Annotated in this window: 24 protein-coding genes; 11 read left to right on the forward strand and 13 right to left on the reverse strand. The window is 39.3% G+C overall.

Annotated features, from left to right (window positions below):
* Position 1: 1 nt before the first annotated feature.
* The 4 genes from EP1X_RS01275 (at position 2) to EP1X_RS01290 (ending at position 5,415) form a co-directional block, all read left to right on the forward strand.
* A complete protein-coding gene (locus EP1X_RS01275) occupies positions 2 to 1,372 on the forward strand; it encodes an alkaline phosphatase family protein (protein WP_055280943.1) in 1,371 nt (456 codons plus the stop codon).
* 6 nt (positions 1,373 to 1,378) lie between these two features.
* Complete coding sequence (locus EP1X_RS01280; protein ID WP_055280945.1) at positions 1,379 to 3,178, forward strand: hypothetical protein; 1,800 nt, start codon at positions 1,379 to 1,381, stop codon at positions 3,176 to 3,178.
* Positions 3,179 to 3,180: 2 nt separating this feature from the next.
* Positions 3,181 to 4,224, forward strand: coding sequence for a sulfotransferase family protein (locus tag EP1X_RS01285; protein ID WP_055280946.1), 1,044 nt, complete (start codon positions 3,181 to 3,183; stop codon positions 4,222 to 4,224).
* 141 nt (positions 4,225 to 4,365) lie between these two features.
* Positions 4,366 to 5,415: a glycosyltransferase gene (locus EP1X_RS01290; protein WP_055280948.1), complete on the forward strand. Its 1,050-nt coding sequence runs from the start codon at positions 4,366 to 4,368 to the stop codon at positions 5,413 to 5,415.
* Between the two features lie 485 nt (positions 5,416 to 5,900).
* Here the strand turns inward: EP1X_RS01290 and EP1X_RS01295 are convergent, their stop codons facing one another.
* The 4 genes from EP1X_RS01295 to EP1X_RS01310 all read right to left on the reverse strand — a co-directional run bounded on the left by EP1X_RS01295 (position 5,901) and on the right by EP1X_RS01310 (position 10,243).
* Positions 5,901 to 7,430, reverse strand: a complete 1,530-nt coding sequence (locus EP1X_RS01295) for a flippase (protein WP_055280950.1) — start codon at positions 7,428 to 7,430, stop codon at positions 5,901 to 5,903.
* A gap of 313 nt (positions 7,431 to 7,743) precedes the next feature.
* On the reverse strand, positions 7,744 to 8,391 hold the full coding sequence (locus EP1X_RS01300) for a hypothetical protein (RefSeq protein WP_055280953.1): 648 nt from the start codon (positions 8,389 to 8,391) through the stop codon (positions 7,744 to 7,746).
* A 175-nt stretch (positions 8,392 to 8,566) separates the two neighbouring features.
* On the reverse strand, positions 8,567 to 8,884 hold the full coding sequence (locus EP1X_RS01305; protein ID WP_055280956.1) for a PTS sugar transporter subunit IIB: 318 nt from the start codon (positions 8,882 to 8,884) through the stop codon (positions 8,567 to 8,569).
* Positions 8,885 to 8,950: 66 nt separating this feature from the next.
* On the reverse strand, positions 8,951 to 10,243 hold the full coding sequence (locus tag EP1X_RS01310; RefSeq protein WP_055280958.1) for a PTS ascorbate transporter subunit IIC: 1,293 nt from the start codon (positions 10,241 to 10,243) through the stop codon (positions 8,951 to 8,953).
* Between the two features lie 395 nt (positions 10,244 to 10,638).
* On the opposite strand from EP1X_RS01310, the gene EP1X_RS01315 reads away from it, so the two are divergent.
* From EP1X_RS01315 to ptsP, 3 genes are read left to right on the forward strand one after another with little or no spacing between them, the layout of a single operon-like run.
* On the forward strand, positions 10,639 to 11,907 hold the full coding sequence (locus EP1X_RS01315) for a Cdc6/Cdc18 family protein (protein ID WP_055280960.1): 1,269 nt from the start codon (positions 10,639 to 10,641) through the stop codon (positions 11,905 to 11,907).
* Positions 11,908 to 11,913: 6 nt separating this feature from the next.
* The gene (locus EP1X_RS01320; protein ID WP_055280962.1) at positions 11,914 to 12,393 is read left to right on the forward strand and encodes a PTS sugar transporter subunit IIA; all 480 of its coding nucleotides are present in this window, start codon (positions 11,914 to 11,916) and stop codon (positions 12,391 to 12,393) included.
* Positions 12,390 to 14,072 carry a phosphoenolpyruvate--protein phosphotransferase gene (gene ptsP / locus EP1X_RS01325; protein ID WP_055280964.1) on the forward strand — a complete coding sequence of 561 codons (1,683 nt, stop codon included), beginning with the start codon at positions 12,390 to 12,392 and terminating at the stop codon, positions 14,070 to 14,072. Before EP1X_RS01320 ends, ptsP begins: the two co-directional genes overlap by 4 nt.
* A 17-nt stretch (positions 14,073 to 14,089) precedes the next feature.
* Here ptsP and EP1X_RS01330 read toward each other — a convergent pair whose 3' ends face one another.
* Positions 14,090 to 14,554 (reverse strand): PTS sugar transporter subunit IIA, encoded by a 465-nt coding sequence (locus EP1X_RS01330; protein ID WP_055280966.1) that lies wholly within the window; start codon positions 14,552 to 14,554, stop codon positions 14,090 to 14,092.
* Positions 14,555 to 14,965: 411 nt separating this feature from the next.
* On the opposite strand from EP1X_RS01330, the gene EP1X_RS01335 reads away from it, so the two are divergent.
* The 4 genes from EP1X_RS01335 to nagA are packed head-to-tail and all read left to right on the forward strand — an operon-like array spanning position 14,966 to position 18,898.
* Positions 14,966 to 15,238 carry an HPr family phosphocarrier protein gene (locus tag EP1X_RS01335; RefSeq protein ID WP_055280968.1) on the forward strand — a complete coding sequence of 91 codons (273 nt, stop codon included), beginning with the start codon at positions 14,966 to 14,968 and terminating at the stop codon, positions 15,236 to 15,238.
* A gap of 39 nt (positions 15,239 to 15,277) precedes the next feature.
* Positions 15,278 to 16,957 carry an SIS domain-containing protein gene (locus EP1X_RS01340; protein WP_055280970.1) on the forward strand — a complete coding sequence of 560 codons (1,680 nt, stop codon included), beginning with the start codon at positions 15,278 to 15,280 and terminating at the stop codon, positions 16,955 to 16,957.
* Between the two features lie 18 nt (positions 16,958 to 16,975).
* Positions 16,976 to 17,713, forward strand: a complete 738-nt coding sequence (locus EP1X_RS01345) for an SIS domain-containing protein (RefSeq protein WP_055280972.1) — start codon at positions 16,976 to 16,978, stop codon at positions 17,711 to 17,713.
* Positions 17,714 to 17,725: 12 nt separating this feature from the next.
* Positions 17,726 to 18,898, forward strand: coding sequence for an N-acetylglucosamine-6-phosphate deacetylase (gene nagA / locus EP1X_RS01350; RefSeq protein WP_055280973.1), 1,173 nt, complete (start codon positions 17,726 to 17,728; stop codon positions 18,896 to 18,898).
* Positions 18,899 to 18,956: 58 nt separating this feature from the next.
* Here nagA and EP1X_RS01355 read toward each other — a convergent pair whose 3' ends face one another.
* The 8 genes from EP1X_RS01355 to EP1X_RS01390 all read right to left on the reverse strand — a co-directional run bounded on the left by EP1X_RS01355 (position 18,957) and on the right by EP1X_RS01390 (position 26,512).
* Positions 18,957 to 19,691 (reverse strand): sulfite exporter TauE/SafE family protein, encoded by a 735-nt coding sequence (locus EP1X_RS01355; RefSeq protein WP_055280975.1) that lies wholly within the window; start codon positions 19,689 to 19,691, stop codon positions 18,957 to 18,959.
* A 9-nt stretch (positions 19,692 to 19,700) separates the two neighbouring features.
* Positions 19,701 to 20,249, reverse strand: coding sequence for an adenylyl-sulfate kinase (cysC, locus tag EP1X_RS01360; protein WP_055280977.1), 549 nt, complete (start codon positions 20,247 to 20,249; stop codon positions 19,701 to 19,703).
* The gene (locus EP1X_RS01365; RefSeq protein WP_055280979.1) at positions 20,246 to 21,661 is read right to left on the reverse strand and encodes an alkaline phosphatase family protein; all 1,416 of its coding nucleotides are present in this window, start codon (positions 21,659 to 21,661) and stop codon (positions 20,246 to 20,248) included. Before EP1X_RS01365 ends, cysC begins: the two co-directional genes overlap by 4 nt.
* A gap of 5 nt (positions 21,662 to 21,666) precedes the next feature.
* Complete coding sequence (locus EP1X_RS01370; RefSeq protein ID WP_055280981.1) at positions 21,667 to 22,599, reverse strand: DHH family phosphoesterase; 933 nt, start codon at positions 22,597 to 22,599, stop codon at positions 21,667 to 21,669.
* 5 nt (positions 22,600 to 22,604) lie between these two features.
* Positions 22,605 to 23,744: a sulfate adenylyltransferase gene (sat, locus tag EP1X_RS01375; RefSeq protein WP_055280983.1), complete on the reverse strand. Its 1,140-nt coding sequence runs from the start codon at positions 23,742 to 23,744 to the stop codon at positions 22,605 to 22,607.
* A 28-nt stretch (positions 23,745 to 23,772) separates the two neighbouring features.
* On the reverse strand, positions 23,773 to 24,003 hold the full coding sequence (locus tag EP1X_RS01380) for a ribbon-helix-helix domain-containing protein (RefSeq protein WP_055280986.1): 231 nt from the start codon (positions 24,001 to 24,003) through the stop codon (positions 23,773 to 23,775).
* A gap of 433 nt (positions 24,004 to 24,436) precedes the next feature.
* Complete coding sequence (locus EP1X_RS01385; protein ID WP_055280988.1) at positions 24,437 to 25,387, reverse strand: UDP-N-acetylglucosamine 3-dehydrogenase; 951 nt, start codon at positions 25,385 to 25,387, stop codon at positions 24,437 to 24,439.
* Between the two features lie 21 nt (positions 25,388 to 25,408).
* Entirely contained in the window at positions 25,409 to 26,512 is a 1,104-nt protein-coding gene (locus EP1X_RS01390) for a DegT/DnrJ/EryC1/StrS aminotransferase family protein (protein ID WP_055280990.1), read from the reverse strand.
* Positions 26,513 to 26,514 lie beyond the last annotated feature (2 nt).

The following is a 26,514-nucleotide window of genomic DNA, read 5'->3' on the forward strand; positions in this document are numbered from 1 at the left end:
AATGAGGAGTAATCTCAAGATTGCCATTATTGGCCTCGACGGAGCAAATAAAACAACCGCAAAGGCAGTTGGTATAAAAACTCAGCTTCATGACTTTATATCAACGATACCTCCCTATACCCCCCCCTCTTGGATATCAATAATAACTGGGGTAAACCCCGCAAAGCATGGAATAATCGGGTGGCAAAAAGTAAACCCGTTTATTTTGAAGACTCACCTAACAACAGCTAAAGATGTTAAATATCCACGCCTACCAGAGTTATTAAGCTTACACGGGCTTAAGAGTGTGATAATAAATCTCCCCATGACCTGGCCAATGGAGTGGGCCGATCCAGAGACTAATGTCGTTGTCTCAGATTGGGCAGCTCCAAAGCAAGAGATATTTCCAAAAGACCTCAATGAAAAGTACAAAGACCGCTTGGTAGAACCTCCCCACCAGTGGGCAAAAGAAGATAAAAAGGAGTACCCCAATAAGGTAAAGGAGTTCACAGAAACCAGACTCTCATTGTATTATGAGTTGCTGGAGAAAATCGACTGGAATTTGTACTTTATTGTTTTCAGTGAGACTGATTGGATCTCTCATCTTTATCCACAGATTCTTGAGGGAAAAGAGATCAGCATTGTAAAGCCAACGTTTAGATTAATTAACAAGTTCATCAAAGATGTTACATCAATTGCAGATATTGTATTTATTGTAAGCGACCACGGCTTTGAAATTATCAACAAGGTGTTTTACGTAAACGAAGCCCTAGCTGAGAAAGGATTCATAAAATACAGCACAGTCAAATCAAAGATAGCCAGTAAAGCAAAAGAAATGATCCCAAAACAAATTTTGAACAGGATTATTGAAAAAACTCGCTCATCAGGAAGCATTGTATCCCACGTGGCCTCTAATGCAGATGCTTTTATGGTGGAGCCTCCATCTTGGGGGATCTACTTAAAAGATCCCCAGAAATCAAAAGCTATTATTGATGCCTTGCGGAGCTATTCTGAAGTTAGGGATGCAATACCTTTAAGGCTTATTCACAAAGGACCACATGTTAAGTACCTTCCAGACTTGTTTGTTATTCCAGAGAGCGGCGTGGAGTTCTCGCATGAGTTTAAAGGAAAAATAGCTGAGACAGTGCATAAAGGAGGCCACGAGATTCATGGGGTATTCTCCGTGTGGGGCGAAGATATCAAAGAAACTATCAAATTTGACAAAATTCCAAGGGTGTATGACATCGTGTCCACTGTCCTACACATATTTGGTTTGCCAATTCCAAAAGATAGCGACGGAAGAGTTTTGAGAGAAATTTTTGAAGAAGAGTCAGAATTCGCCAAGAGAATACCGAAGTATACAAATGAATTTCAACCTCGTAGATGGGGGTAACTAAAAATGATTCCTAAAACAGTTGTCAGCAGATTCAGTGCTTATATCACCAGTGTGGATAAGCATCTACTTATTGGAACAATAGTTAGCTTGCTGATGTTTATTAATATCTATATATTGCTTTCTACGCCCCCTGCAGAACACTACGAAGTTTCTATTTACACAACATATCCCCGTCTCTTCTGGACAAACAGTGTAACTATACTTTGGTTAACAACACTTTGGCTAGTATTAGGTAAAAGTATCAAAAACAAATTGCTGGTGGTCATTTTAGTTATAAATCAGCTAACCCTTATCTTACTACCATTGTTCCGAGGTTATTTTATCTATGGTAGATCCGATGAACTTGGGCATTTGGGGAGGGCTAAAGAAATATTGATTACTACCCATGTAGGCAATGACAACTTTTATCCCATACTCCATATAATAATTTCCGAACTGAAACTTGTTGCAGGAGCTTCCTTAAATTCCCTGACTATATTACTGCCCCCGTTCTTCTGGTTAATGTTACTACTGTGGTATTTCCTATTTGTCTTCAACCTCACCCATAATATCAATTTGGGGAAGTTTTCAGTTCTAATTTGGATGATGTTCCCTCTTGGATCTTGGCATACAGCACTGGTAGGTAACATGTTTTCATATGTCTTTATGTTTCTTATCCTTGCTGTGTGGTTCTCATCCATTAAAGAATCTAAAAAATACTTCTTGACAACTGTCCTTTATCTTAACCTAGTATTCTTTCATCCTCTAACTTCAATGTATTTGCTCATGATTTTTGTAATTTTTGACCTTCTAAATCTTAGACTTGGATTTAAAAGAGACTTATCTTTTGTAAAGAATCTCGGGATTATTGTAATCGTTGTATGGACAATATGGCACTTATCCTTCCTAGGACCCGTACTTACACTTAGGGCGTTCTGGTATTCCATTGGGGGTTCAATGGAAGGGATAAATAAATTTGTCTCAATGTATGTTGCCAATATTGAAAAATATAACATTCCAATATTAAGGACAATTAAGTTCGCCATATACCGCTACTTTGGTGTTATGATACTTGGGATGCTGGCAACATCTTTTATTATTAACTTTTTTAAAAACAAAAAATTTGCAGAAATACCCACTACAATCTTTTTGCCATTTTTTATCGTCTTTGTCACTTGGAGCGGATTAAATATTTTTATCCATTTTGTGAATTTTGAGCGTTCTTTTAGATATGTAGTTGCATTTTCTATTCCACTAGCAGGCCGAATATTATATGAAATGTCAAAAAGATATAAAATAGATAAAAAACAAACAACTTTTATTCTAATTTTGTTTTTAATATTCTCGTACTTTGCAATTTTTACAATACATGCTTCTCCACTTATGGGACACCCTAATCATCAAGTCTCAGCTTCGGAGTATTATGGAATGGGATGGTGGTTTGAAAGAAGAGATTATCTTCTAATAGGTTACGAAGATACACAGATATCTCAATACAGATTTTATGGAGTATGGTACGGAAGATATCGTGTGCATACGGCAAAAATGATACTTTCTCCTAACCGAGGACAATCATTAATACCTGAACACTTTGGATATTACAAATATGAACTGGCCGGCAATGGATTCAGCAACCCCACGTATTTTATAATGGGGCGAGTAGTGTGGGAGTATTACAATGCCACAATTTGGGATAGAGTAGACTACTGGAGATGGAAACCAGAAGAGTTATTGAGGTTACGTAGTGACCCTACTGTAAATCTTTTATACTCTTCAGAAGACATCTCTATTTATCTAATAATTCCATATGGAAAAGGTGTGTAAAAATGAGAACTAAAGTCGCGCCGAATCGCAGTAGTTCATTAATTAGAGACTTTATGCTCCGATTTATAAGCTACAATAGGTACGTTGTCGAGAGTTTTATCTTTAAAACCCACAAAGATTATAAGCTGGAGGATACAATTATTATTTCCGGCACTCCCAGAGGGGGCACTACATGGTTCTTAGAAATCTTGGAAACTCTGCCAGATTACAGATCTATCTTCGAACCTTTTCATAGAGAGTGGTTCTCAGAAATAAAACGTTTAAATATCCCTCCTCGTCCTTATCTGGAACCCAATGCAGAAAATAAGCCTTTAAAGGAGTATTTGTATAAAGTTTTTACTGGAAGAATTGCCAGCAAACAACCAAGACTTTTAACTCCCACGGAAGTGTACAAACTTATTAAGGGAAGGAAACTAATAGTAAAGTTTATTCGAGCTAACAGAATTCTCCCATGGATCGTTACAAACTTTGAGTTACGGGGGACGTACCTTCTTATAAGACACCCCTGCGCGATAATAGCGTCTCAGTTAGAGACTGGAATCAGAGGATATTTCACTCCCAAAAGAGTGCCTTTATCTAAAAAGATCGTCTTTAGAGAAGCTTATCAAATCCCAGCCATAAGAAACAATGAATGGTTGATGAAAAAACTTAACACTATTGATAAACAAGAAGAAGTCCTCGCTGCAATTTGGAGCATGGATAACTATGTCCCTCTTGCATACCTTAGTGAAAATCCAAATGCCTATTATGTTGTAGTATACGAAAAACTCCTTAATAACTTTGAGGATGAAGCTAATAAACTCTTCAACTATATTCACGAAAAAGTTCCAAAAAAAGCATATAAGAAGTTCACAAAACCTAGCAAAACTACGCACGACTCCTCTTACATTGGTACTCAAAAACAATTATTGAAATGGAAGAAAAAACTCACAAAGCACCAAGTTAAAAACATATTAAAAGTCACTCATTGGTTTGGCTTGGACTTTTACAATGAAAATCCAGAACCCGATTATAACTCATTAAAGAACTGGACTCCACAAATCTAGCCAATTATTTTTAATTCTTTCTAACTTAAATTGATTTTCTACTCTTAATAACTGTCCAATACTTATTCGGCAAAATCAAAGGTTAGAAGTTTCTTAGCTAATTTCAAAAGATTTATAAGAGATTGTAGTAAACTTACATGCATGCCTGCAGTATCTGTAATTATCCCTACTTATAATACCAACAATTACATCTTAAAAACCTTACAAGCTCTCAAGGATCAGACTTTCAAAGATATCGAAGTGATAATTGTAAATGATGGATCTACAGATAATACAAAAGAGATCGTCTTAAATAATCTTTCTGACGCGCCATTTCCTTGGATGATTATTGATCAAGAAAATCAAGGTGCAAGTGCAGCCCGAAACAAGGGTTTAGAAGTAGCAAAAGGGGAATATGTTTACTTCCTCGACAGTGATGACTATATTCACAAAACCTTCATCGAAAAAATGTACAACACCGCAAAAAACAGAGATTATGACATAATCATCTCAGGATTTATGGTAGTAGCTCCAGACGGAAAAATCCTCAAAAAGTTTGAAAATAAATGCAATAGCACAATGCCAATATCCGGTAAAACTGCCTTAAAATTAAGGCTAAGGCGAGATATCCGTATAATAGTGGACAATGTGATTTATAAAAAAGAACTGTTAACTACCAATCATATCAAATTTGATCCTACAGTTAGGCAATTTGCTGGAGATGTCTTGGAATTTAGCTTTAAAGCATTTTATAGTGCCACAAGGGTTGGATGTATTTCTGAGGCACTGGTCTTCTACACCAGACGCCCAAACTCTGCATCGACCCAGCACACTAAAGATAACCTTTCTGGACATTTCAATAATCTGCTGAAAACATATAGAGCGATAAGGACCTATATAAAAGATAACGAGACAGATCATGAACTGCTTGCTCTTCTTGATGAGTATATAGGATTTAGATTGACAAAGATTTTATTCTTCCTCTATAGTATAGGGGAATATTCTAGCGCAGAGGAATATAAGAAAGAAGTTATGCCGTTAATCCAAAAATCTTCAACAAGGAATATAATGGAAAAATTTCTTAAATTTTTAGTTATATATTACCCCAAACTGTGTCGACCGGCATATTTGATGTATAATCACCTAACTAATCTAAAACATTTTGGAGAGGAGATACATGACAAAATTCAACTATACAAAATCTCCAGCTAATGATTCTAGATACACTAAGGGTCGATTACTCAAGGAGATTAAGTAAAATACTTATAAGGATTACAGATTTGTTGAATATAAAAATGTTATTGCTCCAGCATTATGAACTCATTGTGCCACTTCACATATCAATTATTACTGAGAGGTATCCATTAATACACAAAGTTCATGAAATCTTGAATTTAATTATTCTACCTTCTACAGAATCTTGATGTAGTAGAAGTTAAGCCTAAAGTTAATAACCATTGGAAAAGGAATACAAGAGACAATTAAAACGTCTTGAAAAGAAATTTGCTGATCCAAAAGACAGGTTGGATGCTACAAATATCTTTAAAACAGTATTCTTTTATTAACAAGTTATCATAGCCAACTCCTGGGCAAATATTGTAAAAGAACCATACAACATTTCTTATGATGAGTTGTTGAAATTCACCTTCTTCATGCGCCACCCAATAATAAAAAAGTAATTTCCAAAAAATAAAACTCTAAACAAACTTCTTCAACACTTTTTTTATCACTCTAAAATCAACCCCCCACTTTTTCTCTATTGCTAGCAAGAGTTCCACGTCTTCCCTATCTATACTCCTACTCAGGAGTATTAGGAGAAAGTAGAGACTCAAGAACACAAGTAAAAGCAGAATTGCGTGCCAGATGTTTGATACTGCTAAACAAAAGACTTTAAGCAATCCTAACATAACAAAGCTAATAACCAAAGACTTTACATAGTTTCGGCTGAATGGATGAATTTTCGTCTTTTTGTAAAGCCAGTAAGACCTGAAGACGTTAGCCACAAAATAAGAAAAAGTCGTGGCGAAAGCAGCGCCTTCAAGTCCATAAAATGGGATAAGAATTGCGTTTAAAATCACGTTCAAAACCGCTGCAAAAAAATCCCCAATCAAATTCAAATTCGACTCACCAATAACAATCAAACTTCCCCAATTCAAACCTAAGAAAGCATGAACCATGAATCCAAGAGCTAAAATTTGCAGAGTTTTGCTTGCTTCTAGGTAGTTTGCCCCGAAGAAGAATTTAATCATTGCCTCAGGAAAGACAAAGATAAGAACAAACAACGGCAACGTTAATAAAAACACCCACTTCGTTAAAATCTGATAAGTTCTCCTAAGTTCTCCGACTTTTCCTTGGGCATAAAGAGAAGTGGCTATGGGCGGGTAAAGCACTACAACCGATTTGAGAAAAATCGGGAGAAGTCTCGCAATGGGAGAGGCCGAGTTGTAGACCCCAACGATCTCTGAGCCCAAATAGTAGCCCAACATTAAAGTATCAGTCCATGTCATCAAGAACCCTAAAATTCCCGTGATCATAAGGGGAAGAGAGAAACTGACAACTTCCTTCCCAAGTTTCAAGTCAAAGGAAACATCGAACTTAAAGAGACACATCCTCCAAACGTCAATAACAAGTGCTACCAGTGTAAAAGCCTGAGCAATAACATAAGCAAAGAACACAAAGGCAAAAGAAAAGTCTAAAAAGGTCCCAAATAAAACGAGAACCAAGAAGGTCGTTGGATAAACGATGTTCTTGAAATAAACCCGCTCTCTGACCCTTCCAAAGCCCCTTGAAATGGAAGTTATTGTCCCAGTTAGAGCTGAAAACGGCAACGCAAAAGCTATTATTTTCAAAACGTAGCTTAATTCCCTTTCATTAAAAATTTGAGCAATACCCCCAGCTCCAAGGATTAAAATTACCATCCAAAGTATGCTATTCACCACTACAATTATCAACGCTACTGAAATTAAATCTGGAACCTTTGAAGGCTCTTTCTCATTGTAAAAAGCAATCTCCCTTGGCAATGAATTTTGAAAGCCAAGCATAACGATCACAAGAGTAATACTCAAGACAGTTAAAGCCAAATTAAAAACACCATACTCTGCAGTAGAAAAATACCTCGCTATGATAGCCCTACTCAAGAATTGGAAGAGCATAGAAATCACAGTCCCAACAAAAACAATCCCCGTCCCTTTTGCAATCTTCTGCAATGCTTGACTTGCATCACTCATATTATCACCTTTTATTAATCCAATCTCAGTATTTGATGTACAAAGTAACCATTCTTTTGCTTTCAATCTTTTAGAATTGCGCTTAGTATTTTTAATTCTTTTCACTGTTTCATTAGAGAGTTCGTTCTTCAAAGAGAAAGTATTAGTGAAATACAAAAGAGCAAATTAAGAAGAAACCTTCATAATCGTGATAATCTCGTCAATAAAATCTCTAAAGCCCATCTCCACCAAGCGCTTCTCGAACTTAACATTCACGTGAATAGGAACTTTAAACGTGTTGTTAAGATTCAAAAAATAAAAATAAACCAAAAATCTACCCTCCAAGCGCAACCTTAATTCCCTTCAAGATAGTAACTATCTCATCGATTATCTCTCCCAATCCAAGCTCGGCTAAAGTCTTCTCGATTTTAACCTCCATGTGAATCGGCACCTTGAAGGTCTCTTCAAAAGGCACAACCACCGTTTCATTTACCGGGACTTCAACGGTCATGTTCAACGGAACTTTCACTGGGAAAGTATCTTTAAAGTGAACTTTAACCGTTGTATCAATGGGAACGTCAACATATGTATCCAACGGAACGATAATCTCCTTCTGCTCACCATTTATATCAACAGTAGTCGTTATGTTTTGAGCAACTCTAGCCCTTGCAACCAGCTTAACCGGAACAGTAACGTAAGTATCTATGGGCACCTCGGTCTCAATCTCCTTATTAATGGGCACATCCATAACCATAACAATCGGAACCTCTATTTGCTTGCTTATCGGCACCTCAACCTCCTGATCTATGGGATACTCAAAGGTTATCTTCTGGTCTTTCATGCCCTCCACTACATCAACGACACTGTCGATTTCCGTTACAGCGATGTTCCTCACCTGAAAGAGCGCATAGAGTAAAACTCCGTTAAGCAAAATTGAGATGGTCACCAGGACAAGCAAAACATAGCTCAACTTGGACGCCATAGGCCACCACCAAAAATTAGTAAGGCGTTTTGAGATTATAAAAGTTAGGACACTCAGAATTGACTAAATTCTGAACGGCTGGACACTTGTTGCCTTGAAGTATTCTAATCACGATTAGTCGAAACTTGTTTATATTTCTCTTCTAAAAACCTCACCCTAAAGGGTGAGGAAGATATCAGTCAATTTCAATTATTCCTCTCTTAGACAAAGCCTCAAGGAGCTTCTCTTTTATCTCATTCTTGTCCACTAGGTTCTTGAGTCCTATTATTATTTTTGTCGAGTCCTTAAATTCTTCCTCGTGAATTATTGAAGCTATTATAATATCCGCATCACTAGATTTTGCAGTTAGAAGTTCTGTATGCTCCACCTTTGCTGGAATATTTAATTCCTTCAAAACATCCTCAACAAACATTCTCATTATCAGAGAGCTACCCTGGCCTACTCCACATACCGTTAGTATTTTAAGAGGTCTGTCCAGCTTATATTTCACCATTATTCCGCCCCCCACTATTATAATTTAAAAAAGTTTAAAGAAATTAAAAAGTATTTGGTAACAAAACTAAAATATTGCCGCCAATATTCCTTTAAGTATTCCAACTATTGCGTACCAATCTGGATCTCCAAGTGTAGCAAGTTCTGTACCGTATGTTAGGAACTGTAAAGTTACAGCTTGGCCTATTGCTAAGATAAGTCCGTTAAGTGCTCCAGCAAACACTGCTCCTTTCCATCCGCCAGTTTTGTTACCGAAAACTGCCGCTGCACCTCCAGGGAAGAACAACATGATCATTGGAGGAACTATGACGGCAAACCCTATAGCTATAAAGAGTCCCATCATCACTAGGAATACACCTAAACCGCTGAGGAATCCTATTATAACTGCAGTGGGTGCATATGGGAAGACTACCGGTGCATCTACAGCGGGAATGGCTCCGGGTATTACCTTCTCTGAAATACCCTTAAATGCTGGCACTATTTCTCCAACGAACATCTTAACACCAGTGAGCAACACTACTATTGCTGCTGCAAAGTATACACCTCTGAGAACTGCCCAAATGATTGGATTTAAGTCTCCAGCTAAATTGGCTACTGTCTCGGGGGCCTTTACGTATCCCATTATTGCCGCCACTACCATTATGAGACCTAAGATAACTGCAGTGCTTACAGCATAATCTTTTAAGAATGAAAGAGATTTTGGAAGCTTTATTTCCTCAGTGCTCTCCTCAGGTTTTCCAATGTATTTTCCTACATGGTAGCTTATCAACGCTACTAACGAGGAGGTATGTGCATATCCAATTGCATCAGATCCAATAACGTCTCTCATTGCGTGGTGGATATATGCAGGTTGAATCGTCCAGTAGATGGCCATAACTATTGCTCCAATTCCGATAATTTCTCTTGCACTAGCATTTGGATTCATAGTCAAAATCACAGCAACAACCAGTAATGAGACCCACCACATTAGGTGTCCTGTTAAATATACATGGCGGAACCTTGGAATAATTCTAACGAGTATCAAATGCAAGATAAAAGCTACTGTCATGATAACTGCGGCATAACTACCATATTGAGCTATTAAATCGTTTAAAGGAACATAATTTGGAGGATATTTTGGAGAAACTCCAGTTGCTGCGGTTATTAATGATTGAAAGTTCACTAGTTCATCTACAAAAAGTCCTGCACCAGCGAGCATCATGACGACACCAATCATGACCTTCGCAGTCCCTATCAAAGTTTCACTGAATGGTTTTTTCTGGAGAATTAGTCCGACAAATGCAACAATTCCAAGGAGTACTGCTGGTTGTCCGAGTATATTAGTACCAACCCAAGTCAGAAAATCCATAAAGGCAACCATGGGAATCACCAAAATTCTATAAATAGGCCAATATTTATATATTTTTTGGTTATTCTGGTTATCTGCTACCGTTATTCGCGTTATCGAGCCATGAAATCCATGTTTTTGCCAATATGGGAGAGGACGTTATCATTTGTAATTTTGTTATCACATTTCAAAGAAGAATTACTTGTTGGTTATATTGGAGAAAATGACCCTAAACGGCTCTTTGTTTATTTTATAGTAGAGTAATACAAATGATAAATAAGTCTGTAATGATGTAATATGTAATATTTTGTGGGCCAAAATCTCATCATTTCTCAAGCTCTATTAACAAAATCTACAATTTTTGCAAAGTATATCATGGCAATGTTTAAATAATACATATGATAAACACCATATGTAAGGTGGTTATAATGAATACGTCTCTGAATCTTAAGGAGATACTTCGTGAAGAAATGCAAAAAAAGACTATTCTTGTCAATCCATCAGTTCTTAATGAAAGCTATCTTCCTGAATACCTCCTATTTAGAGATGAAGAGATTACACAAATAACTAAACACCTTGGGAGATTTTTAAGTGGATTACATCCCGGAAACCTATTAATTCACGGGCCCCCGGGAACGGGAAAGACCCACGCAATAAAGCTAGTAGCAAAAAACTACAATGAGTTTACAAGTGAGAATGCGATCAATTCTAAAATGATCTATATTAACTGTAAGGATAAAACATATTACCAGACAATCGTGGCCCTGTTACATGAGTTAGGAGTGAATTTTCCAAATAGGGGATTTGGAGTTGCTGAAGCAGTAGACGCGTTAACAAAACACTTGAAAATGGATGAGCAAAGATATATCTTTGTTTTTGATGAGATAGACAAATTAAAGAGAACGTACAAAGATAAAGAAGACCCTATGAACGCGTTAGTATATAGAATGTCGCGATTGGATGAGTTGGTGGATAAGGATGCCCCTGTTATAATAATGATATCAAATATGAGCAATATAGTCGAAAAAATAGAGCACGCAACAATGGCTAAATTCACCCCCAAACCAATATACTTTAGAGAGTACAACACTGAGGAGCTTTACCAAATTCTTCTTGACAGGGCAAAGTATGCATTGGACCCTTCTAGTTTCAGCAATGAATCCATAAGATACTTAGCAGAACTTATACAAAAAAATGAGAGAGATTTAAGATGGGGCTTTAGAGTACTCGTAGAGGCCGCGTTAATGGCTAAGGAGAAGATTACAAAAGGACTGATAGAAGAAGCAGTCAAAATCGTGGATAATGACATCCTCCTCCAAGTGATTCAATCCCTCAGTAATCATCAACTGGTGGTACTATGGTCAATCTCATTCTTAGAAACTTCAAATATCCTCCCAGTCACAGGAGAGCTTTATCAAATCTACAAACTTGTTTGTGAAGAATTGAGATGGAGACCAAGGAGCATGAGACATGTGATGCACTACATAACTCCTAAAATAGAAAGTATTGGCCTAATAACCTCCAGAGAAAAAGGCATGGGCAGAGGAAGGGGGAAAACTTTGGTATTCCATATAGAGGAAAACCCACATAAGATACTAAAAATCGTTGAAGAGGTTTTGTCTGAAAGAATACACAAGGAATTTAAGCCTAGTGAAATTCCTGAACTTCTTCAAGTAAGTTTTCAAAGGAGAGGGTGAAATACAATGAATATAATCAAGAAACTTATAGAAAATATGGATACTAATGCAATTGCTGTTAATCTAGAAGCTGAAAATTGGGTTGAGGCCGTAAAAATCGCTGGAGAGATTTTGTACAACCTAGGAAAAGTTTCACAAGAATACATCGAAGGAATGATAAAAACTACAAAACGTCTTGGCCCTTATGCTGTTATTGCTCCTGGCATTGCTCTGCCTCACGCTCGGCCAGAAAATGGAGCTCTTGACCTTGGAATGAGCATTGTGGTACTTCGTACTCCCATAGATTTTGATTCTCCCAATGATCCGGTAAAAGTCATAATAGCATTCTCAGCTCCTACAAAATCAGAACATCTTGAGTTATTAAAGGAAGTTGGGATGCTCTTGTCCGATACAACCCTCCAAAAGAAGCTGAGACACACAAAGACTTCAAATGACGTGATTGCTGCATTTAGGGAGGCCATAAGCAATTACGAGGTGAGAAAATGAGGCAGATTATTAAAGGAATACCCGTATCAGGAGGTATAGGTATTGGAGAGGCCATTATTATACAACCAACGGCCCAAATAACTACAGATATTACCGGAGAAGACGCTAAAAGAGCAATTCTAAATGCACGAGAAAACACCATAAAAATGCTTGATGAGTTTATAAAAAGTGAAACTCCTGAAGTAGCAGGCATTCTAAAGGCGCATAAACTTATGGTGGAGGCAATTGTTAATGAAGCTCTTGAAGAAGTCAAAAAAGGACAAGGAGCAATAGCAGCTATAAACTCAGTGGTAGATAAATATGTAAAGCTTTTGAAGGACTCTGGTTCTTCTCTAATTCAACTTAGAGTTGATGACTTAATAGACATAAAAAATGTTCTAATAGAAAATCTAACACGGAAAAAGGTAACTCACATTAAAAAAGAGTCAATAGCAGTTCTAAAAGATATTCACCCCTCTCAGCTATTAAGGTATAAACGACAGGGGATTGCGGGGATAGTCTCTGAAAGAGGTAGTTATACGTCTCACGTTGCTATAATTGCCAGAAATCTTGGTATCCCCGCTGTTTTTGGAGTTAAAAATGCAACAGAAACACTAAGAAACGGAGATCTCATCATAGTTGATGGATTTTCAGGAGAAGTCCTTGTTAATCCTGACAAAAGTACAGTTGAATCATATAAGGCAAAAAAGAAAACTTTCACAAAATTCGCCCAATTGTTCGAAAAGACAAAGAATGAACCTGCAATAACATTAGATGGGCATAGAGTTTTAGTTACTGCAAATATAGGGAACGAAGATGACCTCAATACCGCCCTAATAAACGGATGCGATGGGGTTGGATTGTTTAGGACTGAATTTTATTACCTCTCACGCCAAACACTCCCCTCCTCGGAGGAGTTCTCTAGGATAATAAAAAAATTAGCAAATAAACTTGAAGAAAAACCACTAACAATTAGGCTTCTTGATGTTGGTGGGGACAAACCACTACCCTATCTGCCATCTCCAAAAGAAAATAACTCATTTTTGGGCCTTAGAGGAATAAGATATCTCTTCAAATACCGTGAACTGTTAAAATCTCAACTGCAGGCAATTATCACAGCATCAAAGCAAGGCAACCTTAGGATCATGGCACCCATGGTAAGCACAATAGAGGAGATTAGGGAATTAAAAGAAGAAATTAAAAAAATATCCCCAGAAGCAGAAAAGAATCTAAAATTTGGAATAATGGTGGAAGTGCCATCCATACTCTTCATGTTAGACAATATAATTGGAGAAGTTGACTTCTTGAGTATAGGCACCAACGACTTAACTCAATATCTTTTTGCCGTGGACAGGACGAGCGAAGAGGTCTCCCACCTATATGACGATATGCATCCCGCGGTGTTAAGAGCAATTAATGAGATTACAAAGCATGCACACAAAAAAGAAATAACTATTGATGTGTGTGGAGAACTTGCAAGTAATCCAATAGCTGTTCCAATACTTGTAGGACTTGGCATAAACGAACTGAGCGTCTCCCCAACATCTATTCCCCTTGTTAAGTGGATAATACAGAACATCTCATACGAAGATTCCAAGAGGTTTGTAAGAAAAGTACTCGCCCTGGAAAATGGCCAAGAAGTAAGAGAAGAGGCCAGAAAATTCCTGCAGGGATATCTTGGGAAAGATATTCCATGGTAAGCTCAGTTCTGGAATTTTTAATTTCTTTCCTCACTTCTTTCAGATTTAAATGATTCAATAATCTCAACTACCTCTTGCGGGGTTTTTGCATTTGCTAATTTGCCTCTAATCTCTTCATCAGAAAGTAATTTTGCCAATTCTTGGAGTAATTGCACATGAGACGTCTTATCTGGTGCCGAGAATGCTATTACAACTTTTACCGGATCATTGGGAGAGCCAAAGTTTATCGGGTTGTTAAGCACGACAATGCTTATACCGACTTTGAGAGCGCCATCTTCTGGACGAGCATGCGGAAGAGCAATACCTGGAGCGATAACAGCATAAGGGCCCAATTTCTTGATTGTTTCTATCATCCCCAAAATATAATCCTTTGTTATTTTTCCATTTTTGTATAGAATTTCCCCAGCAACCTTAACGCTCTCTTCCCATGTTGCTACTTCAACATTGGTCTTAATGTCTTCTAAGCAGATGGTCTCTATCATGTTTTATCACCAAACATGAATTGTTGATTAAAGTATTTTAATATTTACTCTATATCACTTATCTTTAGTATTATATGCATGTTTCTTTACAATATGTGACAAATCCAAATTATTTCCAGTAATACTTATCGGCTATATTACCACCAAAAATAGTGTTATACCTTCAGTGAGAGGCCTGCCCTTATACAAAGCCCCTACTAGGACCCATGAGACCTTGTTCATGAAAGTATTACAAATGATAACCATCTCCCCCTATTCAATGAAAAAACTGAATTCTTGTCAGTTTACCCCAAATAAACCAATGAAAACCCTCAAATAACCAAAAAATATATATAGAACTCTCTTAAATTAACTATTGAGAGAAAGCTTGCAAGATGAATTTCATAATCACTCAAAATAAAGGTGATGATCATGATTGAAGTAACGGTTAAATTGAAAAACAAATCTGGACTCCATGCAAGACCTGCAGCCATCTTTGTAGAAACAGCAAAAAAATTCAAATCAAAAATAACCGTCTCAAAAGAGAAGAATATTGCAGATGCAAAGAATATTCTCCAACTTCTGACCCTAGGTATTGATTATGGAGACGAAATTAAAATTATTGTCGAAGGGGAAGATGAGAAAAATGCAATAAATGAACTGATACACTTAATAGAGGATATCCTCCCTTCTGAGGATGTATAATCAACGTATCTTGAGAATTTCACGCGAAAGGGTGATCTTATGATAGGAACAATCCTATTAATACTCAATTATCCTCAAAATGATATATTAAAGATCCTAGATAAGACCGTAAATTTACTAAAACCAGGTTTTGAAGTCATTGTGTGGTCTTCTTCCTCAATAAAAAGATACCAAATTGACAATCAACATTACAAAAGATCGATTATAGACAACAACGTGAAAGGAGTTTTGATTAACACCAATAAATACGAAACTGGCATGCAATCCAATTTTATCTTTCATGAGAATACACAAAGAGACATTATAGTATCACTTGAAGGCCCTTTAGGTGAAGATTTTGGGGTCTTTTTAGATAAAATACAAAATGTATGCCACACTGATCCTCCACCACGAGAATTAAGCATAGATTCCAAAAATCATTGCCTCTCATTTGTTTGTTATGAGCATGATCCAAAAAAAGCAAAAGTTGCGTCATTTTCCTCGTATAGGCCCTTGTTTATGTCTCAAAACCAAGATAAAATTCTTCTAACAACCTCTCCTGAAATAGTCTCCGCTTTAGGAATTGAGGCTTACGAAATACCCCCTAATTCTTTAGTATTTTGGCCATCTAATAAACAATCACTCCCAGAAAGTGCAACAAAAAGGAGAATTCATGCATCAAAACACTTTATGAAAAATGAGATACATGAAACTCCTTACACTTTAAAAAGAGTTTATGCTTTTAGAAATCACAAAACAATTAAAACTGCCGCGGAGATCATTACAAATTCCAAGCGAATATACGTAATTGGAAATGGATCTTCCTTAAATGCAGGTCTAGGGCTGCAATACCTCCTTCCGGAGTTAGATATATCAGGAATCTCCGCATTTGAATTTTTACTGTATCAACTTCCTTCACTCGAAAAGGGCCATACAATTATTGCAATAACCCAATCAGGAAGTACTTGGGATGTTATTGAAGCAGTGGAAAAAGGGAAAAAAGCAGGGGCAAATATAATATCTATTACAAATAATCCCCTTGGTAAAATAAGGGAGTATTCAGACGTAACTATCCCAATATTGGCAGGATACGAACTCGCAATCCCAGCAACAAAGAGCTTCACCAATACTCTGGCGATTCTACATCTATTGGCCTCACAAGTAAAGGCAGAGCTTGGAATATTAACCACAAAAGAGAGGGAGGAGAAGTTATTAGCCATCTCGACCTTTGCAGATAAGGTACCTAATCTACTCCATCACCATGAGAAATGGGCCCAGAATACAGCCAAAGAGTTGTGCGATCTCAAGGGTGGATATATAATTTCGGCCGGGATCACGTACCCGGTAGCTATAGAAGGAGCACTTAAGCTGAAAGAAGTAGCTTATTCGCATGCAGAACCTATCGAACTCGAGGAATATCTCCATGGACCAAGTGCTGCTCTTTCTAAAGAGATGTATAACATTGTGATATCTCCCTACGAAAGGGCTGGAAGAGAACGTTTCCTTCAACAACTTGAAAAATTCCACAACAATATTGGCAAGTTTGTTGTTATAGGTGGAACTTCTGAGGAGTATGAAAAACTAGAAAACATATCCATAGCAGAAATAAAGCAAAAAGACCCAATACTTTACGCCCTGACATCAACCCTACTCATTCAACTTCTATCGTATTGGCTTGGAATATATAGAAAGACGCCTATAGATTTTCCAAAAGGCTTATCCAAAGCTGTTGTGGAATAATAATTGGGGGGGTATAAATTGGAAATTTTGGACGAAGCCTATTCGATTGTTAATTCTCTGTTAAAAAAAGTAAAAGAAGAAGAGAGAGAAAATATTGAAAAAGCCGCTCAAGTATTAGCTGAATCTTTAGAAAAAGGAGGAATCCTACACGTAATTGGAGCAGGCCACTCAGCAATAATCGGGGAAGAGCTTTCTTATAGGGCTGGAGGTCTCGTTCCCGTAAACCCGATAATGAACACAGATATAAACGTTTATCATGGGGCTTTGAAATCGACAGAAATGGAACACGTAGAGGGATATGCGGAAATAGTCTTAAGAGCAATGGGAGTACAAAAAGGGGATACTGTGTTAGTTGTATCCAGCTCGGGGGTTAATGTGTTCCCAGTTGAAGCTGCTATGAAGGCCAAATCTCTTGGATGTTCTGTTATCGCCATAACCTCTGTTGAATACTCCAAGAGCTTAACGCCAAAGAACAAGTACAACAAGAGACTTTTCGAAGTTGCGGACATAGTTATAGACAACAAAGTGCCCAGAGGAGATGCCGCATTAGAGATTTCGGGATTTGAAATGAAAATTTTCCCAGTATCCACTATTATCGTGGCATTTATAGCTCAAACAATCGTTGCTTTGGCAATTAAAAAGCTGGTCGAAAAAGGAGTTGAACCTCCAGTATTCCTAAGCGCTCACTTACCAGGAGCCCGAGAACACAATGTTAAAGTTATTGAAAGATATAAGGCCCGCTTAAAATACTTGTAAGGAGATGAAACAATGTCAAGAGCAGTTTTAACCAACGCTCGAGTGATTACCCCTTTTGAGGAAATTTACCCGGGGACCGTTGAAATTGAAAATGGAATAATAAAAAGGGTTTATGCGGGAAGAAATCCAAGTGGTGAAGACCTGGAGGGCAAAATAATCGTTCCAGGGTTCATTGATGTACACACCCACGGAATAGGGGGATTTGACGTTACCTACAGTGCTATGAGTGGCTCAGAGCAGGAAGTTGAAGAAGCCCTGATCAAGATGAGCGAGAAATATTTAATGCATGGAGTAACTCTTTTTCTCCCTACTACTGTGACTGCACCTCATGAGGTTCTTTTAATTGCAGCTAAGGGAGTAAAAAATGTAATTAATTATCAAAAGGATCAGCTCGCAGGAGCAAAGATTGGAGGACTCCACTTAGAAGGGCCTTATATAAACAAGGAAAAGAAAGGGGCCCAAAATCCAGAGTTTATACGTCTTCCTAACATTCAAGAACTTAAAGAATACTGGGAAGCTTCTGAAGGCAACATAAAAACCGTAACTATTGCTCCAGAAGTTGAGGGAGCACTGGAGTTCATACAGTACGCAAGGAGTCTTGGGATATACGTCTCATTAGGGCACACAAATGCAACTTACAAAGAAGCAAAAGCTGCTATATATGCTGGAGCTAATAGAGCAAGCCATTTATACAATGCTATGAGGCCCATTAACCACAGAGAGCCAGGGGTTATTATTGCCACTATCGAAAGTCCACAAGTTTATCTAGAACTCATATGTGACCTTATCCACATCTCTCCCAGAATTATCCACTTCACTTTGAAACATGCAGGAGTAGAGAGAATCGTTACAATTACAGATTCAATAATCGCAACAGACTTTCCAGATGGAAAATACTCCCTAGGAGGGTTAGAGGTAATTGTCAAAGATGGAGTCTGCAGACTAAAAGATGGAACTCTCGCAGGCAGCACTCTCACTATGGATAAAGCATTAAAGAATCTTGTTGAAATTGGAGTTCCTCTAAAGGACGCGATTAGAACTATGACATATAACCCCGCGAAAGCTTTAGGAATTCACAAAGCTGGGGCAATATTGCCCGGGTATTTGGCAGATTTAGTGATTCTAGACAGAGATCTACATATAGATTCAGTATACATACACGGAGAAAAAATACTAACTCCATAACCTATTTCCACAAAGCCCTGAAAGTAATATCTTCAATATACACCACGAATCACTAAAATCATCTCCCAATAAGCACCAAAACTCCGATAAGGAGTATTGTAATGTTTATCATCTTTTTCAGCCTCTCTTTATCGACTTTTGTGTTAATATGGGTCCCCAAATAGACACCTGGAAGTGTTCCAAGGGCTAAAAAGAGAGCTATATAGTAATCCACTCTACCAAGGAGAGCATAATTCAGGAAACTGAAAGAAGACAAAGCCAACCCGTAAACTATCGTGACACCAACAACTTCCCTTGGGTTAACTCTAGCAAGGTTCATTAAGGCAAAGCTCACAATTACTCCAGCACCAACGGAAGTGAACTGAACAGTTAAACCCACAACAAAACCCAGAAGATATAGATACTCTCTTCTCGGCCTTATTGGGACTTTAATTTCCCCCCTAATCAGGCTCAATGTAGATGTAATTAAGAGCACACTGCCCAAGAGGAGGGTGAGATACTCGTTCAAAACCGTCCTGTCAATTTCTCTCAAGAGGAAGTTTCCCAGTACTATGGCTGGCAAACTTCCGATAAAGAGCCTTAAGGCCAGATCAAACCTTAATTCATTATTCTTATGATGGAAAAAGACACCAAAAATCCTTGTGACAGTTGCATAGAGCAAATCTGTGCCGATGGCTACAACTGGCTCTACCCCAAAGAAAATCAAAGCTGGGGTCATCAAAGCCCCACCGCCTATTCCGGTGAGGCCAACTAGAGTTCCCACAAGAAAGCCAAGAAAAGTAAAGATAAGCATAGAGTCACCTCAGAGATAACCGAGCTCTTTGGCCTTCTTTAATACGGCCTCTACTTCTTCCTCTGGTGTCATCTTTGAAGAATCCACCCTAACCTCTGGGTTCTCCGGCTCTTCATAAACTCCATCATAGCCCGTCAACCCCTTTATTTCACCGCGCATGGCCTTCTTGTACAATCCCTTTGGATCCCTCTGAATCCTCACTTCGAGCGGTGCATACACATAAACCTCAATGAAGTTGCCTATCTCCTTCCTTGCATACTCCCTAACTGCTTTGTAAGGGGAGATGAGAGAAACTATAGTTATCACTCCATTCCTGCTCAAAAGTTTGGCCATGTGGATAACTATTCTGTTATGCATTTCCCTTGCTTCCTTGGAAAAACCGAGCTCTGGATATAGGGTCTTCCTTATCACATCACCATCCAGAATCTCCACCCTATAGCCCATTGATTTAAGCTTCTTCTTCAAAGCGTGTGCTAAAACGGTCTTTCCTGCTCCACTTGGGCCTGTAAGCCATATTGTAAATCCGTTTTCAAGGCTCTTTTGAGTTTTCTCGCTCATATCACACTCCTCCCGTTAAGTGGTTTTTTCATCCCAAATAGCCTAAGCACAGTTGGTGCAAAGTCATAAATTGTGAGCTGTGTTCTCTTTGCTTCATTCATTCCAGGCAGATAGAGTGAGAACACTCCATACTCAGCATGTACGGCATCATCTGGGCCCAAGTCGTTCTCCAAGAGGTATGGTGTCTCATAACCAAGGGTTCCAGCAGCACGCCAGTTCAAATCGTCCAGATAAACCATCAAATCTGGTTTGTCTCCCTTAGCTATGGGATAAATATCCTCCGGATAGAAAACCTTAGTGTTCCACTTTTCTCCATTGGGCCCTTTGATGGCCTTTATTCTCTCAGCCACTTCGTCTCTAACCTTTTGATAATCGGAGGGCTCAATTATGCCGTGGGGCTCCCTTCCTTTGACGTTGAGGAAAACCCTTGAATAATAACCACCCCAGGCCCAGGCTATTGTTTTACTCCAATCCACATCGAGCTCGTTGAACCTAACTTGTCTCCCTTCCTCCAAAATCTCTGGATTTTTGATCTTTAACAACTCCTCTTCAATCAGCCACTGGTTTATGGCAAAGGCCCCTTTCATGGCTTTTATACCGTGATCGGAAACTATTATTACAGCAGTCTCATCCAGATCAAGAAGCTTTAGGGTTTTACCTATCTCCTCGTCGAGAAGCTTGTAATACTCTGGAATGACGTTTTTGTATGGATTGTCATCCCCTGGATATAGGTGGTGGTTCTCATCAAAGTACTTCCAGAAAGCGTGGTGAACCCTATCAAGCCCAATCTCCACGAACTGGAAGTAGTCCCAATCTTTTTCTTGGATTAAGTAGCGAATAACCTCAAACCTCTTCCTCGTCATCTCCCAGAGCTGCTCCTTGGTCTCGTCCCTGTTCTCCTTCCTAAAGACAACATCAAAGATGTATTCTCCCACAAGCCTTTCTATCTCTCCTTTGAGCTCCTTTGGATAGGTGTAGTCAACGGAGGCATCCGGAGTGATGAAGCAGCTCACAAGATAACCGTTTACCCTTTTAGGTGGATAACTCGGAGGAATTCCAATTAAAATCGATTTTTTACCCTTCTCAGCTATGTGGTGCCAAACGGCTTTTTCCTTAACCATCAAAGCATGGGCAATCCAGATGTCATTGTACGTACCTTTCTTCCTATGCCTAAACCCGTAAAGACCTAATTCTCCAGGTGTTTTACCTGTGGCCATAACCATCCAAGCTGGAATGGTGATAGCAGGAATCGTGCTCTGCATCGGGCCGTATATAGATCTCTCCACAAGCCACTTTATGTTGGGCAAGTCATCCAAAAACTTACCAAACAAAAGTTCAGGTGGGGCTGAGTCAAGGCCAATAACAAAGACCTTCTTGACCTTCTCAATCCCTTCATTTATTTTTTCTTCCATATTGATCACCTCAGATGAGCGTTAATTATACCCAAAGCCTCCTCAATCCTATCCCTCTCACATACACAACCCAAAACCTCTCTTTTACCTCCAGCATTGAACCCTTTGCCCTTAAGCTCGGATATCACTTGGGCCATGTTGATTTTCTCAGCCATCTTGGAGGAGACTCTAAAGTAAATCTGGGCCTTTCCATGGAAGTCTTCATTAACCACCACCGCTCCTTCATAGCCAATCTCCCAAACTGCTTTTCTGGCCACCTTGGAGATTATGTTGAAGGGACTCTTGAAAGTCATGAAAGCAATCCCATCCTTAACCTCGGCCTTTGAGAGGGCATCCTGCACAGCTTCTTCTATCGCCTCCGCTTTCTTGACCCAGGGTTCATAGGTCAGAAGATCCTTTATCGGGTTTTCGAGGAGCACTTTGAGGGCCTTTTCCACACTTTCTCTATCCATGGTTACATAATTTGAATCTATGAGACTAACCAGTCTTAGGGCTTCCTCCTTTGTTATTCCCTCCATTTCCAAAAGCTCTTCAACCTTCGGGATCTTAAAGGCCTTCCCACCTATATCTCCAATGACCCCTAAAGCGCTCCATGCATTCCAGATGTTAAAATATTGAGAAACAACGAAAGAGGCCGAGGGGGCCTCATCACCCTCAAGGGCTGGGTTTATCTGCTTCACCCTCGAATTTTTGATTCTTGGCTGGATGTGGTGGTCTATGAACATGATTTCCTTCTCAATGCCCTCAACCTCATGGGGAAGGCTCAGGTCGAGGACGTAGATCTTTTCAGCCTCTTCAATGGCCCTTTTGATCCTCTCATCAAAGCGGAACTCTCCGATGGGTGGAGTTAGATTCCTGAATTCCTCTAGGTTAAGGGCCCTAATGAGCAAAGCCGCTGAAGTTATACCATCCGTGTCCCAGTGATGGATTATCAACATGGAAATCACTCTACAAAGGGATTGTCGAAGTTCCTTATGACCTCATACACCTCGGGCCTCATCAAGTACTCAGGCGGCTGTTCACCGTTCATTATCATCTTCCTGAGCTTTGTGCCACTTATCTTTGTGTGGAACTCGCCATCGTGCGGGCATATCTTGGCGTTTACCATTCCCCCGCATCTTTTACAATAAAAGGCTTCCCTGATGAACATTGGAGTTATTCCAAGGTCAGGGAACTCATCGAAGAGGTCCCATGCCTCATAAGGCCCGTAATAATCTCCCACACCTGCGTGATCTCTTCCAACTATGAAGTGGGTTGCACCAAAATTCTTCCTCATTATTGCATGGTGGATTGCCTCTCTAGGCCCTGCATAGCGCATTTCATACCTCACTGTGGCAAGGGCCGCCGCATTTTTCGGGTAGTAGTGCTCAAAAAGAACTTCATAAGCTTTGATTATGACATCATCCTTATAGTCGCCCTTTTTCTTCTTTCCAAGAACCGGGTTTATGAAAAGACCATCAACAAAAGTCAAGGCAGCCTTTTGCACATACTCATGGCCAGTGTGCGGAACGTTTCTTGTCTGAAAGGCAACTATCGTCTTCCATCCCCTCTCCTTAAAGAGAACTCTCGTCTCGATGGGCCTTAAGGTATACTTGGCAAAGGGATTTGGGAGTTCATTCAAGAGCTCTATCTCTCCACCGACTAAATAATTGCCCATTGAATAAACCTTTGAAACTCCTGGATGGGCCTTATCCGTGGTTTTGAATACCTTCTCCGCAAAGTATTCCTTATCATAGGTGTATATCTCCTCGACGTGCATTCTCGCTATCGGCAGATCTTCGTAATAGAGGAGTATCGCATCCCCCTCTTCAAATGTGGGCTCTTCAACATCAAGAACTATTGGAATTGTCCATGGAGTGTCATCACTGAGGCGCATGTGGTCTAAAACACTCTCAAAATCATCTCTCGTTAAAAATCCTTTTAACGGAGAATAAACACCATGGGCTATGTTTTCAAGGTCAATAGCCCTTCCATGATCAATTTGAACCCTTGGATACTCATGCTGCTCACTCAAAATCCTCTCTCTTGTCTTTGAGGCAGCTATTCTCCTAATCAATTTTCCTCCGTGGGGCTTAGAAACCATTGCTATCACCTAAAAAAGTTTTAGAGAATCAGTCGAGATATCCTAAAGCACGGAGTCTCTCTTTAACCTTCTCCTCTTCCTCTTCGCTGAAGACCTCTTCCTTTTCCTCTTCCTCAAGACTTGCCAAAACCTCTCTCAAAACGTAGGTCACGTAGTCTGAAACTGAAGTGAAGCCTGTTCCCTCAATTCTTTTCTTTATCTTCTCGTAAAGAGGCTTTGGTATAGAAACGGTTGTGTATTTTCTCTCCTCATCCCCCATTACAAACACCTCCAGCTTTAATGATATTTAATTACATTTAATTAAACTTAATTAGAGCTTATAAAAGTTTTCCATGAGAATCCCATGAACTTTTATGTGTAATTATTCAAATTTTTTATTAACTTTTAACAAGTATATGTTAATTATTTTTTATCAGATTTCAAATTATATTTTGCTTTAAATAAAAATTTTGAAACAGAAAGGTTTATATACTTCAAAACCAACTATATACTGAGGGGCACTGTGTGGAAAGGGACCGAAGCGAAAGCTTCACCCTGATCCAGAGTTCATATCTAACCGTAAACCTGACAACTTACCCAGAGTTGTGAGGTTTATGAGTGAAGATATGGGCCCTGCCTCAGAGCGAAACTTCACTGAGGCCTCCGAACCATACGGTGTCCCTCACTTGTTCTATTAGACCTTAAAAATTGAGTTATGTGAACTCCACGTCTATTGCTTCATCCTTATTGGCACTTTCTAAAGCCTTTATAGCAACCATCAGAGCATGAAGCCCCTCTTCTCCATTTACCAATGGTTTCTCTTTCTTTTTAACACACTCAACGAAATGCTCAAGCTCATTCCTCAGAGGCTCTTTAAACTGCACTTTCGCCTCTTTAACCCACTCATGATTGTATAAGATGAGCTTCTGGGTTATGTAATTCAATTCCGCTATGCCCTCGGTCCCAACCACGCTAAGGGTTCTAACCTTATGGGGAGTAAGCCAGTTGGTCTCCACAACTCCCGTGGCGTTTTCAAAATTAAGCATTATTATCGCATAATCCTCAAGTTCAAGGGGGTTCTTTGCACTCCCAGCCCTAGCGTAAACTTTCCTCACATTTCTCTCAAGTAAAAAGCTCATGACATCAATATCGTGAACCGCTAAATCTATTATCACACCAACATCCTTGATCTGTGGAGGCAAGGGGCCAACACGCTTGGCAGTGAGGGTAACCACTTTTCCGATTAAATTCTCATCCAAAATCTCTTTCAACTTCAGAACACCGGGATTAAACCTTTCCACATGTCCAACCATTAAGGTGACATTATTCTTCTTTGCTGCCCTTATTATTTCTTGAGCGCTCTCAATGCTTTCGGCTATGGGTTTCTCCACCAAAACACTTACACCGTTTTCAATAAACTCCAAAGCAACCTGCCTGTGAAGAGAAGTTGGAACTGCAATGCTCACTGCATCAACTTTCTCTACCAGTTCCCTGTAATCTCCAAAAGCCTTTGTTTTAAATTGAGAAGCGACTTCTTTAGCCCTCTCTAAGTTAGCATCAGCCACCCCAACAAATTCTACCTTTCCTTCCTTAGACAACTCAGAATAAATCCTTGCATGATGTCTCCCCATGTTTCCAACACCAACAACACCGACGCGGAGCATTTTGATCACCTAAAAGTTAAATTAAGAGGAAAGCTCTTCGAGCGTTTTTATTATATAATCAATGTCCTCCTCACTAACAGCCGGGTGCACCGGTAAGCTCAGCACTTTCTTTGAGGCTTCAATGGCATTTGGACAGATGTCTTTTGGATAGCCAAGCTTTTGATAGAAAGGCTGCTGGTGAACAGGACTCGGGTAATGTACAGCACTTCCGATTCCTTTTTCCCTCAATTTTGCCATAAGGTCCTCTCTGCTTAACGGAAACTCTTCCTCCACTCTAATCACATATTGATGAAATACGTGTTTGACTCTTGGATCAACGTAGGGTGGAGTTAATCCATCAATCTTGCTTATTCCCTCAGTTAAAAGCCTTGCATTCTCAATTCTCTTCTCATTCCATCCATCGAGCTTTTTGAGCTGGCCTCTTCCAATAGCAGCCGCAATGTTGGTCATCCTCAGGTTATAGCCAAGTTCAACATGGAAGTACTTATCAGCTTGTCCATGGTTTCTTATCAGCTCGGCCCTCCTCGCGAGCTCTTCATCGTTTGTTATTATCATTCCCCCCTCGCCGGTGGTCATGTTCTTGGTTGGGTAGAAGCTGAAGGCTGCAATATCTCCAAAGGTTCCAACTTTCTGTCCTTCAAATTCTGCACCATGGGCCTGAGCACAGTCTTCAATTAAATAAAGCTTGTAATCTTCGGCAATTTCCTTGAAGGCTTTCATGTCCGCGGGCTGACCATAGAGATGGACAACCACTATAGCCTTGGTTTTGTCTGTTATTTTTTCTAGAACCTCGTTTGGGTCAAGGTTGTAAGTCTTTGGATCAATGTCAGCAAAAACAGGTTTTGCTCCTTGGAAGAGTATTGAATTGGCCGATGCAATGAACGTGAAGGGAGTGGTTATAACCTCATCCCCCGGGCCGATTTCAATAGCTTTTAGGGCAATATCCAAAGCTGCAGTGCCATTAGTAACTGCTATCCCGTACTTTGCCCCCAAATAATCTGCAAACTCTCTTTCAAAGGCTTCAACTTCTTTTCCATGGGCAAGCATTCCGCTTTTCAAAACCTCAACAACGGCATTAATCTCTTCTTCTCCAATTAAAGGTCTGGCAATTGGAATATTTCTCATAT

This window comes from Thermococcus sp. EP1 (genome assembly GCF_001317345.1).
GTDB lineage: Archaea > Methanobacteriota_B > Thermococci > Thermococcales > Thermococcaceae > Thermococcus_A.

Excerpts from the sequence above, each read along its gene's own strand:
- EP1X_RS01275 (WP_055280943.1), top strand. The coding sequence starts at position 2 with ATGAGGAGTAATCTCAAGATTGCCATTATTGGCCTCGACGGAGCAAAT.
- EP1X_RS01280 (WP_055280945.1), top strand. The coding sequence starts at position 1,379 with ATGATTCCTAAAACAGTTGTCAGCAGATTCAGTGCTTATATCACCAGT.
- EP1X_RS01285 (WP_055280946.1), top strand. The coding sequence starts at position 3,181 with ATGAGAACTAAAGTCGCGCCGAATCGCAGTAGTTCATTAATTAGAGAC.
- EP1X_RS01290 (WP_055280948.1), top strand. The coding sequence starts at position 4,366 with ATGCCTGCAGTATCTGTAATTATCCCTACTTATAATACCAACAATTAC.
- EP1X_RS01295 (WP_055280950.1), bottom strand. The coding sequence starts at position 7,430 with ATGAGTGATGCAAGTCAAGCATTGCAGAAGATTGCAAAAGGGACGGGG.
- EP1X_RS01300 (WP_055280953.1), bottom strand. The coding sequence starts at position 8,391 with ATGGCGTCCAAGTTGAGCTATGTTTTGCTTGTCCTGGTGACCATCTCA.
- EP1X_RS01305 (WP_055280956.1), bottom strand. The coding sequence starts at position 8,884 with ATGGTGAAATATAAGCTGGACAGACCTCTTAAAATACTAACGGTATGT.
- EP1X_RS01310 (WP_055280958.1), bottom strand. The coding sequence starts at position 10,243 with ATGGTTGCCTTTATGGATTTTCTGACTTGGGTTGGTACTAATATACTC.
- EP1X_RS01315 (WP_055280960.1), top strand. The coding sequence starts at position 10,639 with ATGAATACGTCTCTGAATCTTAAGGAGATACTTCGTGAAGAAATGCAA.
- EP1X_RS01320 (WP_055280962.1), top strand. The coding sequence starts at position 11,914 with ATGAATATAATCAAGAAACTTATAGAAAATATGGATACTAATGCAATT.
- ptsP (WP_055280964.1), top strand. The coding sequence starts at position 12,390 with ATGAGGCAGATTATTAAAGGAATACCCGTATCAGGAGGTATAGGTATT.
- EP1X_RS01330 (WP_055280966.1), bottom strand. The coding sequence starts at position 14,554 with ATGATAGAGACCATCTGCTTAGAAGACATTAAGACCAATGTTGAAGTA.
- EP1X_RS01335 (WP_055280968.1), top strand. The coding sequence starts at position 14,966 with ATGATTGAAGTAACGGTTAAATTGAAAAACAAATCTGGACTCCATGCA.
- EP1X_RS01340 (WP_055280970.1), top strand. The coding sequence starts at position 15,278 with ATGATAGGAACAATCCTATTAATACTCAATTATCCTCAAAATGATATA.
- nagA (WP_055280973.1), top strand. The coding sequence starts at position 17,726 with ATGTCAAGAGCAGTTTTAACCAACGCTCGAGTGATTACCCCTTTTGAG.
- EP1X_RS01355 (WP_055280975.1), bottom strand. The coding sequence starts at position 19,691 with ATGCTTATCTTTACTTTTCTTGGCTTTCTTGTGGGAACTCTAGTTGGC.
- cysC (WP_055280977.1), bottom strand. The coding sequence starts at position 20,249 with ATGAGCGAGAAAACTCAAAAGAGCCTTGAAAACGGATTTACAATATGG.
- EP1X_RS01365 (WP_055280979.1), bottom strand. The coding sequence starts at position 21,661 with ATGGAAGAAAAAATAAATGAAGGGATTGAGAAGGTCAAGAAGGTCTTT.
- EP1X_RS01370 (WP_055280981.1), bottom strand. The coding sequence starts at position 22,599 with ATGTTGATAATCCATCACTGGGACACGGATGGTATAACTTCAGCGGCT.
- sat (WP_055280983.1), bottom strand. The coding sequence starts at position 23,744 with ATGGTTTCTAAGCCCCACGGAGGAAAATTGATTAGGAGAATAGCTGCC.
- EP1X_RS01380 (WP_055280986.1), bottom strand. The coding sequence starts at position 24,003 with ATGGGGGATGAGGAGAGAAAATACACAACCGTTTCTATACCAAAGCCT.
- EP1X_RS01385 (WP_055280988.1), bottom strand. The coding sequence starts at position 25,387 with ATGCTCCGCGTCGGTGTTGTTGGTGTTGGAAACATGGGGAGACATCAT.
- EP1X_RS01390 (WP_055280990.1), bottom strand. The coding sequence starts at position 26,512 with ATGAGAAATATTCCAATTGCCAGACCTTTAATTGGAGAAGAAGAGATT.